The sequence below is a fragment of the Paracoccus sp. IB05 genome, from assembly GCF_016405985.1.
GTDB lineage: Bacteria > Pseudomonadota > Alphaproteobacteria > Rhodobacterales > Rhodobacteraceae > Pseudogemmobacter.
In genome coordinates this window covers 26,878-39,306 of the sequence record NZ_JAEFCF010000025.1, presented here as the reverse complement: position 1 = coordinate 39,306, position 12,429 = coordinate 26,878, and the positions used below count along the sequence as shown (strand labels likewise).

The window sequence follows — 12,429 nt, the reverse complement described above, 5'->3', positions numbered from 1 at the left end:
CTCGATTGACTTCCAAGGATGGCCCAACTCAGGGGAATCCGAATTGGGTATGGATCGTATTTCTGCCTCTCGGGGTCTGATTGCAACGATCATGGCGCGACCTGCCCGGAAACGCCTCGCCTGTGGTGCAGCAAAGTCACAGTGCCTTTTCGCCCCCTGACAGCCGGCCACGCGGGGCCACATGCCGCAAGTCCCTCGCCCCGGATGTGGCCTTTGGTATTGCCACATTACAGCGGCGGCACAGGCATGGCGCCGCCACCACCGGGGCCTTGCCGGGCAAAAAGCCTTGTTCCACACAGGTGGCTAAGCTAGATAGCCGTTTAAGTTAAACGGGAGTTTCCGATGGCTCTGGCGAAATCCGCGCGCACCCTTCTTTGTGGTGGCCTGCTTGTTATCCTTGCGGCCTGCGGTGGCAATAGTGGTGGAACCGCGGACGAGACCCGCGCCGGGGCGAGATCTGGCAAGCAGGGCGCGGCCGAACTGGGCAATTCGCGCGAAAGATCAAACCGCGCGGGCGGCACGATCTGGAATCTCTTCGGCAATGGCGAAGATCCGAACACCACTGTCGAGGTGAACAAATACATCTGGCAGGCCTCGCTTGAAGTTCTGAATTTCCTGCCGATCGAAAGCATTGACCCCTTCACCGGCGTGATCGTCACCGGCTATGGCCGCCCGCCGGGTGGTGGCCGTGCCTACCGCGCCACGATCTATGTGCAGGATCCGGCGCTCGAGGCACGCAGCCTGAAGATCGCGCTGCAAAGCCAGGGGGGCGGCGCGGTGGCGCCGGAAACCGTCCGCGCGGTAGAGGATGCGATTCTCACCCGGGCGCGGCAGCTCCGGGTCCGGGACAGCAAGCTCTGATCACAGCCAGAATCGGGACGACCAGAGGCGGCTTCGGCCGCCTTTTTTCATGGCCCGGAAGACTGGGCCCGGAAGACTGGGCCCGGAAGACTGGGCCTGTCTGCGAATGGCTCGCTGCAGCGCCGCAGTCAGCGCCCTGCCCGCGCCGCGATCCGCAGGAAAACCCGCTCGACCAGCGCAAGCCCCGGCACTTTCATCGTTGAACGCAGCGTCAGATCCGCTTCGACCAGATCGGCGATGGCGGGTTCCAGGCTGAGCATGCCCCATTTCCTGAGCTGCCCCTGCATCCGATCCCGGCGCGGCCCGAAGACCCGCGCCTTTTGCAAGCCATTGCCTGTGCCGCCCGGATCGCTTGCCGCAAGATGCAGTATTCGGAAATACCGTAACGCCTGGATGCAGAGGGTTACCGGCAATACGCCCTGCCCTCCCAGCCGCAGCATCAACATGCCGACCTGGCGGCTTTGCCCCTCGGCCACAGCATTCAGGAGCTCGTCCACCTCGGCGTCAATCGTTGCCGGTGCCAGCGCCGCGACCTCATCCGGCGTCAAGGGCGTCGGATCCTGCCATTTATACAGCGCGATCTTCTCAAGCGTCTGCCGGAAGTCACCCGGATCCAGCGCCCGCGCAAGTTGCGTCAGATCATCCATCACCGCCGCCGGGATCTGCGCCAGCCCGGCTCTGGCCAGTTCGGTTTCGATCTCTTCGCGGGTCGGCGGATCGTCATAAAGCCCGATGCAAACCGCATGGGGCATCTTTTCAAACAATGACTTAAGTGCCGATTTGCCCTTCAGATCGCCTGCCGTGGCAATGATCACCGCATCGCCTGGCTTCCAGTCCTTCAGCGCCTCGGTGAAAGTGGCGGTCAGCCCGTCGGTTGCATCCTCGACAAAGGCCACACGGGGGCCGGGGAAGAAACCAACCGCCTTGACCGCATCCGACAGCGCCGCCTGGTCCTTGCGCAGATCCGCGCCCGACATGCGTGCGAGCCGCATCTCGGCCTCGCCCTCGGGCCCGATCAGCGCCAGAATCGCCGCCTGGCGCTTCAGCGCGACCCGCATCGTATCGGCGCCAAAGATCAGCAGCCCCGCACGGGCGGGGTCAGGCTTTGCCATGTAACGATTGGCCTCGGCGCCGCGCAGCAGCATCAGCCGGCCGAAGGGCTGGAGGCGCGCGCGCTGTTGCGCCGTTGCAGTGCCGCCATTTCCGCGATCAGCCGCGCCACGACCTGATCGGCAAGGATCGACATCAGCCGGCTTTGCGCATCTTCCTCTGCCGCCAGCATCGCCACGGTCGAGCCGGTCGCGTTGAAGGCGGTGAAGCTTTGCACCCGCCCGCTTGCGAGCACGGTGCCGCTGAGCGTATCCGAGATGCGGAAGGTCACGACGCCGGAAATATTGTAGCGCGTGGTACGATTGTCTGCGGTGACGCCGACACCATCGGTTTTGGTCGTGATGGCATAGTCGAGGTCATAAAGATGGCGCTCGGGCCGCCCGAGACGCTCCTCGATTCGCTGCACAAAGGCAAAAGCCTCTTTGGTATCGGGGTCTGCGGCGCGCACCTGACCCAGCAGAGCCTCGGCCGGTCCGCCCTTTTTATAGGCGGGGGTAAAGCCGCAGGCGGCAAGCGCCAGCGGCATCAGCAGGAAGGTCCGGCGGTCAGTCCCCACGGGTTCAGCCCCTTGATACCGTCACGCGACGACGTTGATGATGCGCCCCGGCACCACGATGATCTTCTTCACCGCATTGCCGCCGAGGAATTTCACCACATCCTCATGGGCCAGCGCCAGCTTTTCAACCTCGGAAGAGGCGAGATCTTTCGGCACGCTGATTTCCGCACGTTTCTTGCCATTGATCTGGATCGGCAGCGTGATCACATCATCGACCAGAAGCGCCGGATCGGCCTTCGGCCAGGGCGCGCGGGCGCACAGCCCCTCGCCGCCCTGCATGGCCCAGATTTCCTCGGCCAGATGCGGCGTCATCGGCTGCATCAGCTGCGCCAGCACCCGCATCCCATCGCGCGCCACCAGTGCCGAGGCGTCGGCTTTCGCCAGCGTATTGGTCAGCCCGTAAAGCACGGCAATCGCCTTGTTGAAGGCAAAGCCCTCGATCGACTTCGTGACCTCGACCACCGCCCGCGCCACCGCCTTTTGCAGCTCGAGGTCACCGGTGCCGGCGTAATCCGATGGCATCGAGGCGACGCGGTCCGACAGCGTCCAGACGCGGGTGAGGTGCTTGCTGGTGGCATCGGCGCCCGAGGCCGTCCATTCGATATCCCGCTCGGGCGGGCTGTCCGACATCACGAACCAGCGCGCGGTATCCGCGCCGTAAGAGGCGATGATATTCATCGGGTCGACGACGTTTTTCTTTGATTTCGACATCTTGGCCGAAGGGATCACCTCGACCGACCTGCCATCGGCCAGGGTCACACCGCTGTCCTGGCGGATCACATCTTCGGGCAGGTGATAGACCGGGCGGCCCTTGTCATCGGTGGTCTTGTAGATCTCATGCGTGACCATGCCCTGCGTAAAGAGCGCATCGAACGGCTCGCGCGATTTCGCGGGCAGATGGCCGGTCACATTCATCGCGCGGGCAAAGTAGCGCGAATAGAGAAGATGCAGGATCGCGTGTTCGATGCCGCCGATATACTGGTCGACATTCATCCAGTAGTCCGCATCCGACATCACCGTGGGCGTGGTGGCGCGCGGCGCGGTGAAACGGGTGAAATACCAGGACGAATCGACGAAAGTATCCATCGTATCCGTCTCGCGCTTCGCCGCCTGGCCGCATTTCGGGCAAGGCACATCGCGCCAGGTCGGGTGGCGGTCCAGCGGATTGCCAGGCTTGTCGAAGCTCACATCATAGGGCAGCTCGACGGGGAGGTTCTCTTTCTTCTCGGGCACCACGCCGCAGGTCGGACAATGCACGACCGGGATCGGGCAGCCCCAATAGCGTTGCCGTGACAGGCCCCAGTCGCGCAGGCGGAATTTGGTGACGCCCTCGCCGAAGCCCTTTTCCTCGGCCAGAGCGATGGCATCGAGGATACCCTGTTCGCCGGTTTTGACCCCGGCCCCGGCGACATTGCGAATATAGGTGACGCGCTCGGATTTCATCGGAACGAAGGGTTCCGACAGCGGCGCCTCAACGCCACCTTCGGCCACGAAAACCGGGATGATCGGCAGGCTGTATTTGGTCGCGAATTCGAAATCGCGCTGATCATGGCCCGGGCAGCCGAAAATCGCGCCGGTGCCGTAATCCATCAGGATGAAATTGGCGATCCAGACCGGCAGCTCGACCGAAGGATCCAGCGGATGGCGCACCCGCAGGCCGGTATCGAAGCCGATCTTCTCGGCGGTCTCGATCTCTTCGGCGGTGGTGCCGCCCTTGCGGCATTCGGCGGCAAAGGCCGCGATGGCCTCGTTTTTCTCGGCCAGCGCTTTTGCCAGTGGATGATCGGCCGAGATCCCGGCAAAGCTCGCGCCGCCCAGCGTGTCGGGGCGGGTGGTGTAGACTTCCAGCTTTTCAAAGCCTTCCGGCGCATTCACCGTCTCGAACGCGAATTGCAGGCCCTGGGATTTTCCGATCCAGTTCGCCTGCATCAGGCGCACCTTTTCAGGCCAGTTCTCCAGACCATCCAGCGAGCTCAGCAGGTCATCGGCCATGGCCGAGATCTTAAAGAACCATTGCGTCAGCTCTTTGCGTTCAACCAGCGCGCCCGAGCGCCAGCCGCGCCCGTTCTCGACCTGCTCATTGGCCAGAACGGTCATATCGACCGGATCCCAGTTCACCACAGCGGCTTTGCGGTAAACCAGCCCGGCCTCGAGCATGTCGAGGAACATCGACTGTTGCTGGCCGTAATATTCAGGGTCGCAGGTGGCAAACTCGCGGCTCCAGTCGATCGACAGGCCCAGCGGTTTCATCTGGTCCTTCATCACGGCGATATTGCCATAGGTCCAGTCTTTCGGATGGCCGCCGCGCTCCATCGCCGCGTTTTCCGCCGGCATCCCGAAGGCATCCCAGCCCATCGGATGCAGCACCGAAAAGCCGCAGGACGACTTATAGCGCGCGACCACATCGCCCATCGTGTAATTGCGCACATGCCCCATATGGATGCGCCCCGACGGATAGGGGAACATCTCGAGCACGTAATATTTCGGCTTGGCCGGGTCGATTTTCGCCGTGAAAACCCCGGCCTCATCCCAGGCGGATTGCCATTTCTTCTCGATCTGACCGGGTTCGTAGCGCGACATGGGATGAGCCTCTGTATCTGACAGAGAGGGAATTACCCCTCCCGGGGTCAGAGGTAAAGGATCACAGCATCAGCTCCATATCGCGATGGGCAATTCCGGCATCCTGGTATTCCGGCCCGAAGGCCCGAAAGCCAAGCGCCTCGTAAAAACCAAGCGCATGGATCTGCGCACCAAGCTTCGCGCGGGTGACACCGGGCTGCACGCGCAAAACCGCCACCGCCTCGCGCATCAGCGCCTGGCCGATGCCGCGACCACGTGCTTCGGCCAGCACACAGACCCGGCCGATCTTGCCGGTCGCGCCGTCGATCAGGATGCGCGCGGTCCCGAGCGGCTGGCCGTCTGTGGCCAGAAGATGCAGCGCCTCGCCGTCACGCCCGTCGACCTCATCAGCCTCGGACACCGCCTGTTCCTCGATGAAAACGCGGCGCCGCAGCGCCTGACAGGCGGCCAGATCATCGGTAAGCGTAACCCGGATCATGCGAAATACTCCCTGAGAATGCGGCTGTAGATCGCTTTCAGCTGGTGGATCTGCGCGATTTCGACCCGTTCATCGACCTGGTGCATGGTCTTGCCGACCAGCCCGAATTCGACCACCGGGCAGTGATCCTTGACGAAACGCGCATCCGAAGTGCCGCCGCTTGTGGAATATTCCGGGGTAACCCCGGTCTCGGCCTGCACCGCCTTGCGGATCATCGCGGAAAATTCGCCCGGCTCGGTCAGGAAACTGTCGCCGGAGCTCTTGACCTGCACCGTGATCTTCACCCCGGTCTCAGCAGCCACCGCCGCCGCGTGCCCCTGCAGCCAGGCCGCAAGGCTTTCCCCGGAATGCAGGTCATTATAGCGGATATTGACCGTGGCCGTGCCGCGCGCCGGGATCACATTGGTGGCCTTATTGCCGCAATCAATCGTGGTGATCGCGAGGGTTGAGGCGTCGAAATGATCTGATCCCGCGTCCAGCGGCTCCGCCTCCAGCCGCGCCATCAGCGTCACCAGCGCTGACATCGGGTTCTTCGCGCGATGCGGATAGGCGGAATGCCCCTGCACCCCTTCCGCGGTGAACCAGGCGGTCACGCTGCCACGCCGGCCGATCTTCATCATCTGGCCCATGACATCGGGGCAGGTCGGCTCACCCACCAGGCAATGCGTCATCCGCTCGCCCTGCTCTGCCATCCAGTCCAGCAGCGCCACGGTGCCATGTTCGGCAACATCTTCCTCATCGCCGGTGATCGCGAGGATCACCGCGCCGTCGGGCGGGGTCTCGCGCACGAAATCCACCGCAGCGGCGGCAAAGGCCGCCACACCGGATTTCATATCAGTGGCGCCACGGCCATACATCCAGCCATCGACCTCGGCCGCGCCGAACGGGTCCTGCGACCAGGCCGCAAAATCCCCCACCGGCACCACATCGGTATGACCGTTGAAGCCGAATGACCGGTTCGCACCCCGCATGCCCCAGCGGGCATAGAGATTGGAAATCCCGCCGCGATCGACCCGCGTACAGGCGAACCCGGCCTCGCTCAGCACTGCCTCCAGCAAAACCAGCGCGCCGCCCTCTGCCGGCGTTACCGAAGGGCAGCGAATCAGCTGTGCGGTCAGCCTGGCCGGGTCAAGCGGGGTGAAATCGGTCATGGGGGGTCTCCTTCAGGCGCTTGCGACAGCCATAATCCGGGCCGCCGCGCGGAGCAACCGGCACCTCAGTCCGCCCCCCCTGCGCCCCCGGCCGCAACCGCCTCAACCGGCGAAAGTACAATCGCCGTCGCATTCTTCACCGTCAGAACCACGCCCGGCAACAGCCCGACCCGCGTCCGCGCCTCGGCCCGGAAGGCCGCGTCGATATTGGCGATGCCGCCCAGCACCTGCAACAGGGCCGGAGAGGTGCCGAGATTGTTATGCCCCGCCCCCTGATTATAGGCGGCGGTGTCGTAATAGGTGACCTCAAGATCAGAGATCGGTCGCAGATCCGTCAGGTTGCCCAGCCGGTCAGGCGCGCCTGCGATGCGCGACGAGATGTTCAGGATGGTGTCACGGGTGCTGCCAAAGATCAGGAAGGGCTGCGGCAGTTTCCCCATCGCATGGGCCTGGGCGCGGAACAGGTCAACATCGAGATCGGGCGAGATCAGGATCACCCCCGCCAGACGGTCCATCACCTTGCGATCCCCCCGGATCGAGGCCTGGCGCAGTGTCTCCATCGTCAGCGCGCCGCCCATCGAATGGGCCACGATGATGATCCGCTCCGCCCCGGCGCCGGCAACCTCACGGAGCAAGGCCTCAAGCCCGTCGCGACCGAACAGAGCGGAATCGCGGTCATAGACATAGCCAAGCGCCGATCCGCGCGAGGGCCAGGCATAATGCACCGCCACGCCCGGCACCTTCAGATCGTAATGCATCTGCGCCACGCGGTAGATGCTTTCCGCCATGGTATTGTTGAAACCATGCACATAGACAGTCACGTCACGACTGCCGCGCTGCCCCAGGTTCTTCGCCAGCTCTTTGCGGAAATCGCCCGACGTTGCGAATTGCTGATCCGACAGCGTCAGGAAATCCTTCGCCGGATCCGCCCGCTTCACCGATTTCGGCCAGGTGACCTCGCCCACTTTATGATCACGCGGCATCAGGATGTCATAGCGCATGAAACTCGCGAAATCCGACCGCGCGAACCCGAATTCACCATTCTCTTCGCGCCGCGACGTGCCGACATAGATCGGCACCCGGATCGAGACCTCTTCCGCCAGCGCGATCTTCTCCGGCGTCAGCTCTTCAAGCATGACAAAATTCCCGCGCGGCGCGCAGGAGGCGAACAGGACAAACGCCAAAAGGGCAACGAAAATTCTCATGCCTCTTTCCTGACCGCCCCGCCGCACCGGGTCAAGCCCACTGCCCATCACGCCTTGTGACACGGCTGAAAGCTTTGCCTTTCCCCCTGGTACAAATACTCCGGGGGTGCGGGGGCTGGCCCCCGCCCGCAACCTCACAACACGTAGCGGGAAATATCAGCCGAGCGCGCCAGGCCGCCTACATTCTTTTCGACAAAGGCCTCATCCACCACCACCGCCTCACCCGGGCGGTCCGGCGCGGTAAAGGAGAGTTCCTCGAACACCCGCTCCATCACCGTGTAAAGCCTGCGCGCGCCGATATTCTCGACCGAGCGGTTCACCTCGGCCGCAAGCGCCGCAATCGTCGCGATCCCGTCTTCGGTAAAGCTGACCGCCACCTCTTCGGTCGCCATCAGCCCGGTATATTGCCGGGTCAGCGCATTGTCGGTCTCGGTCAGGATCCGGACAAAATCGCCCTCGGTCAGCGCCTCCAGCTCGACCCGGATCGGCAGACGGCCCTGCAATTCAGGCAGCAGGTCCGAGGGTTTGGCGATATGGAAGGCGCCAGAGGCGATGAACAGGATATGATCGGTCTTCACCGGCCCGTATTTGGTCGAAACGGTCGTCCCCTCGATCAGCGGCAGCAGATCCCGCTGCACGCCCTCGCGCGACACATCTGCGCCCCGCGCCTCGGATTTCGCACAGATCTTGTCGATCTCGTCGAGGAAGACGATGCCATCCGCCTGCACCACCTGCAGCGCGCGCGCCTTCACCGCCTCGTCATCCAGAAGCCTGTCGGCCTCCTGGCCCAGCAGCAGATCATAACTGTCCGCCACCGTGACCCGCTTTTTCGATGTTCGCTGGAATGCCTTGCCGAACATCTCCTGCAGGCCCTGAAGCTGCATCTCCATCCCCTGGCCGCCGCCCATCATCGGCATGGCGGGTACGGGGTCCTGGATCTCGATCTCGATCATGGTCTCGTCCAGCTCCCCCGAGCGCAGCTTTTTGCGAAACATCTCGCGGGTCTGGTCGCGCGCATCCTTGCCGGCAATCGCCTCGATCACCCGCTCCTCGGCGGCGCGCTTGGCTTTTTCCCGCACCTCGTCGCGCATCATCGCGCGGGTATCGACGATGGCGACATCCATCAGATCGCGGATGATGCTTTCCACATCGCGCCCGACATAGCCGACCTCGGTGAATTTCGTCGCCTCGACCTTGAGGAACGGCGCTTTCGCGAGCTTCGCCAGCCGGCGCGAGATCTCGGTTTTCCCAACCCCGGTCGGCCCGATCATCAGGATGTTCTTCGGGTAAACCTCATCGATCAGATCGGCGGCCAGGCGGTTCCTGCGCCAGCGGTTGCGCAAGGCCACAGCCACGGCGCGCTTGGCATCTGCCTGGCCGATGATGAAACGGTCCAGTTCCGAGACGATTTCGCGGGGGGTCAGGTCGGTCATACTTCGGGCCTCGAATAGGGAGGAAGCCGGTCTTTGCCGGGGAAGTCGGGGAGGCTGCGCATCAGCCAGCCGCGCAGCTGCACCCACCAGGTGCCGATGGCGGTGATCAGCGCCCCCAGAAGCAGCAGCGCAAAGGCCCAGGAGCCGAAATCGCCGCCCCCCGTCGCCCAGACGATCACGAAAGCCATATAGCCAATGGCAGCCGAGACAAACGAGCGCCGGTCGATCACCAGCGCCAGCCCGGTGATGATCAGCAGCGCGATCAGCAAAAGCACCATGCCGCCCGAGCCGTAGAGCGTCACCGCCACGGTATTGACCAGCGCGAAAGCCGCCAGCAGATGCAGCCAGAAGGCCGTTGCGGCATTCCTTCCCAGCCGGTGCGGGTCGCGCATGTCAAACCACATCCCCGCAAGGAAAGCTGCGATCCCGAAGCCCAGCGTCGCGAAAGCAAAGGCCGGGCTTTCGCGCAGATCAAAGAGCCCGTTCATGCCGCCGGAACGCGTCCCGATGGCCAGCCCGATCAGCGCCTCGGTCGAGGTGGTCAGCGCATAAAGCGTCAAAAGCGCAAACCCGCCGAGGACGAACATGGAAAACGGCAAGCGGAACCGGCGATACCAGGCCGCCATGCCCAAAGTCGCCACCAGTGGCGGCAGCATCAGAAGGCCCCGGGACGGCTGGCCGGCGTTTTGCAACACAAGTGTGGTGACGGCGATCAGCAAACCGCCGCCAAAAACCAGTGCCAGCACCATCGACGGCAGGTTCATCCGCCGCCTCAGCGTGAAATACTCTGCCCACCACCAGGCGATCCCTGCCGCAATCAGCGGCAGAACAATGGCGATTGTCGCGCCTCCGGCCCAGGCGATCCAGGAAAGCGTGCCTGAGAGCAGGATGATCAGGCCAAGCGAGATGAAGATCTCGGAAAAGCCTTTGAAAAACTCAAAAGGCTCGTCTTCCGCCGGCATTGCCGCGCGCCGGCCGGCGCGGGCCGCGACCAATGTCGACAAAGACGCGGCCTGAGCCTCGGTCAGGATACCGGCCTGAACGCCGGCGCGAAGGTCATCAGAGGTCATTTGCGGATCGTCTCCACCGTCAGATTGCCATTGGTGTAGACACAGATCGACGCGGCAATCGCCATGGCTTTGCGCGCCACATCCTCGGCCGGCATCTCGGTCTCCATCAGCCCGCGCGCGGCGGCGAGCGCGAAATTGCCGCCAGACCCGATGGCCGCGACATCATGTTCCGGCTCCAGCACATCCCCCGCGCCGGTCAGCACGTAAAGCTGGTCGCCATCGGTCACGATCAGCATCGCTTCGAGATTGCGCAGATATTTGTCCATCCGCCAGTCTTTCGCGAGATCGACACAGGCCCGCGCGAGCTGCCCTGGCGCCGCTTCAAGCTTTTTCTCAAGCCGCTCAAGCAGGGTGAACGCATCCGCCGTCGAACCGGCAAAGCCCACCACCACATCATGCCCGCCAGGGGAAAGCCTGCGCACTTTGCGCGCCGTTCCCTTGATCACCGTCTGGCCCAGGCTGACCTGGCCATCCCCCGCCACCACAACCTCGCCCCCCCGCCGCACGGCGAGGATCGTGGTCCCGTGCCAGCCGGGGAATTTGTCGTCAGCCATGGGAATGCCCTTCGCATTGTTCCGTGCCCCTATATGGAGCGCCGGCCGGACTGGCACAAGTCAGCGGCGTAAGGCTGGACTTCCGGAGGGCAGACGGCCATGATCACCTGTCTTTCATGACCCCGACCCAGGCGAGCCGATGTCCAGCCCGATTTCCAGCCGGAACCTACCGAATATCACGGCGCTGTTCCCGGTGCTGATCGGAACCTGCGCCCGCAATGGCTTCGGGTTGCCACGCCGCTGAGCCGGCGGGCAACCCCCTTCTCTGAACCTGCTTGATTTTGACAGACCGCGCCTGGCGCGGCTTCAGCTATGGGACAGCCATGACAGTCTGGAACGATCTGGCCCGCGCCACCAATGCGGCGGGCGATGAAATCCTTTTGCGCCAGCGGGATAGCCTTTACGAGATCCGCTATAACGGCATCGAGCTGATGTCGAACCTCAACCATCAGTCCGAAGCGGTGCTGGCGACCCGCGCGCTGCGTCTGCTGGGCCGTGCGCCGCGCGATGTGCTGATCGCCGGGCTTGGCATGGGCTATACTTTGCGCGCCGCGCTGGATCTGCTGGGCCCAGGGGCACAGGTGACGGTATGCGAACTGGTGCCGGAAATCGTCGCCTGGAATCACGGGCGGCTCTCGCATCTCGCCGGTCATCCGCTGACCGATCCGCGCGTAAGCGTTGAAATCGCAGATGTGACAGCGGTTCTGGCGCGCAATCCGGGGCGGTTCGACGTGATCCTGATGGATACCGATAACGGGCCGGACACTCTGGTGCGGGACACCAATGGCGCGATCTATACCGAAAGCGGGTTGAGCCGCAGCCGGGGGGCGCTGGCCAAAGGCGGTATTGCCGCTTTCTGGTCGGCCGAGATCGCCCCCGGTTTCGAACAGCGTCTGACCCGGCAGGGCTGGCCCTGGCGGCGCGATGATATCGCGCTGATGCCGGGGCGGGTCGATGCAATGCATCACATCTATTTCGCCGCCGATGACGCGGCGGCTCTGGGCCTGAAAAAGGCCGCATGAAACGCAAACGGCCCCGGGTTTCCCGGGGCCGTCCGCATTCGTCCGACAGATCAGATTGCCGCCTTGATCCAGTTGTCCAGCGCAGCTTTCGGCGCGGCGCCGACCTTGTTCGACACGACCTGGCCATCCTTGAACAGGAACAGAGCCGGGATGCCGCGCACGCCAAGCGCCGCCGGGCTTTCCGGGTTCTCGTCGACATTGACCTTCACGATCTTGACCTTGCCGGCATATTCGGTCGCCAGCTCTTCCAGAGCCGGGCCGATCATCCGGCACGGGCCGCACCATTCGGCCCAGAAATCCACCACCACCGGCACATCCGACTGGCGGACTTCGGCGTCGAAAGTGGCATCGGTAACAGCGACAGTTGCAGCGCCCATGGGGTCTCTCCTGAGAATTGGGTTGTATGGAA

12 protein-coding genes are annotated in these 12,429 nt (G+C 63.6%); 2 read left to right on the top strand and 10 right to left on the bottom strand.

The annotated features are described in order from the left end of the window. The first annotated feature begins 342 nt into the window (after window positions 1-342). Entirely contained in the window at window positions 343-861 is a 519-nt protein-coding gene (locus JC607_RS16150) for a DUF3576 domain-containing protein (protein WP_198837923.1), read from the top strand. A gap of 128 nt (window positions 862-989) precedes the next feature. Here the strand turns inward: JC607_RS16150 and holA are convergent, their stop codons facing one another. From holA to hslV, 9 genes are all read right to left on the bottom strand, one after another. Beyond that, a complete protein-coding gene (gene holA / locus JC607_RS16145) occupies window positions 990-2,006 on the bottom strand; it encodes a DNA polymerase III subunit delta (RefSeq protein WP_198837922.1) in 1,017 nt (338 codons plus the stop codon). Next, window positions 2,006-2,527, bottom strand: a complete 522-nt coding sequence (gene lptE / locus JC607_RS16140) for an LPS assembly lipoprotein LptE (RefSeq protein WP_370584833.1) — start codon at window positions 2,525-2,527, stop codon at window positions 2,006-2,008. Before lptE ends, holA begins: the two co-directional genes overlap by 1 nt. A 21-nt stretch (window positions 2,528-2,548) precedes the next feature. Further along, window positions 2,549-5,107, bottom strand: a complete 2,559-nt coding sequence (gene leuS / locus JC607_RS16135; RefSeq protein ID WP_198837921.1) for a leucine--tRNA ligase — start codon at window positions 5,105-5,107, stop codon at window positions 2,549-2,551. Between the two features lie 61 nt (window positions 5,108-5,168). Beyond that, window positions 5,169-5,585 (bottom strand): GNAT family N-acetyltransferase, encoded by a 417-nt coding sequence (locus JC607_RS16130; protein WP_233092950.1) that lies wholly within the window; start codon window positions 5,583-5,585, stop codon window positions 5,169-5,171. Continuing rightward, complete coding sequence (gene dapE / locus JC607_RS16125; protein WP_198837920.1) at window positions 5,582-6,736, bottom strand: succinyl-diaminopimelate desuccinylase; 1,155 nt, start codon at window positions 6,734-6,736, stop codon at window positions 5,582-5,584. The genes JC607_RS16130 and dapE overlap by 4 nt, the downstream gene beginning before the upstream one ends. 65 nt (window positions 6,737-6,801) lie before the next feature. Next, on the bottom strand, window positions 6,802-7,941 hold the full coding sequence (locus JC607_RS16120; RefSeq protein WP_198837919.1) for an alpha/beta hydrolase: 1,140 nt from the start codon (window positions 7,939-7,941) through the stop codon (window positions 6,802-6,804). 134 nt (window positions 7,942-8,075) lie between these two features. Continuing rightward, entirely contained in the window at window positions 8,076-9,374 is a 1,299-nt protein-coding gene (gene hslU, locus JC607_RS16115; RefSeq protein ID WP_198837918.1) for an ATP-dependent protease ATPase subunit HslU, read from the bottom strand. Continuing rightward, window positions 9,371-10,444, bottom strand: coding sequence for a hypothetical protein (locus JC607_RS16110; RefSeq protein WP_233092949.1), 1,074 nt, complete (start codon window positions 10,442-10,444; stop codon window positions 9,371-9,373). Before JC607_RS16110 ends, hslU begins: the two co-directional genes overlap by 4 nt. Next, entirely contained in the window at window positions 10,441-10,998 is a 558-nt protein-coding gene (gene hslV / locus JC607_RS16105; RefSeq protein ID WP_198837917.1) for an ATP-dependent protease subunit HslV, read from the bottom strand. The genes JC607_RS16110 and hslV overlap by 4 nt, the downstream gene beginning before the upstream one ends. A 323-nt stretch (window positions 10,999-11,321) precedes the next feature. Between hslV and JC607_RS16100 the strand changes: the two genes are divergently transcribed. Continuing rightward, window positions 11,322-12,020, top strand: a complete 699-nt coding sequence (locus JC607_RS16100; RefSeq protein WP_198837916.1) for a spermidine synthase — start codon at window positions 11,322-11,324, stop codon at window positions 12,018-12,020. Between the two features lie 50 nt (window positions 12,021-12,070). On the opposite strand, the gene trxA is transcribed toward JC607_RS16100, so the two are convergent. Next, a complete protein-coding gene (trxA, locus tag JC607_RS16095; RefSeq protein ID WP_092899883.1) occupies window positions 12,071-12,397 on the bottom strand; it encodes a thioredoxin in 327 nt (108 codons plus the stop codon). Window positions 12,398-12,429 lie beyond the last annotated feature (32 nt).

Bases quoted from the DNA above. Each gene is read 5' to 3' on its own strand.
- hslU (WP_198837918.1), bottom strand. From the start codon at position 9,374: ATGACCGACCTGACCCCCCGCGAAATCGTCTCGGAACTGGACCGTTTC.
- JC607_RS16130 (WP_233092950.1), bottom strand. From the start codon at position 5,585: ATGATCCGGGTTACGCTTACCGATGATCTGGCCGCCTGTCAGGCGCTG.
- hslV (WP_198837917.1), bottom strand. From the start codon at position 10,998: ATGGCTGACGACAAATTCCCCGGCTGGCACGGGACCACGATCCTCGCC.
- leuS (WP_198837921.1), bottom strand. From the start codon at position 5,107: ATGTCGCGCTACGAACCCGGTCAGATCGAGAAGAAATGGCAATCCGCC.
- JC607_RS16110 (WP_233092949.1), bottom strand. From the start codon at position 10,444: ATGACCTCTGATGACCTTCGCGCCGGCGTTCAGGCCGGTATCCTGACC.
- holA (WP_198837922.1), bottom strand. From the start codon at position 2,006: ATGCTGCTGCGCGGCGCCGAGGCCAATCGTTACATGGCAAAGCCTGAC.
- JC607_RS16120 (WP_198837919.1), bottom strand. From the start codon at position 7,941: ATGAGAATTTTCGTTGCCCTTTTGGCGTTTGTCCTGTTCGCCTCCTGC.
- JC607_RS16150 (WP_198837923.1), top strand. From the start codon at position 343: ATGGCTCTGGCGAAATCCGCGCGCACCCTTCTTTGTGGTGGCCTGCTT.
- dapE (WP_198837920.1), bottom strand. From the start codon at position 6,736: ATGACCGATTTCACCCCGCTTGACCCGGCCAGGCTGACCGCACAGCTG.
- JC607_RS16100 (WP_198837916.1), top strand. From the start codon at position 11,322: ATGACAGTCTGGAACGATCTGGCCCGCGCCACCAATGCGGCGGGCGAT.
- trxA (WP_092899883.1), bottom strand. From the start codon at position 12,397: ATGGGCGCTGCAACTGTCGCTGTTACCGATGCCACTTTCGACGCCGAA.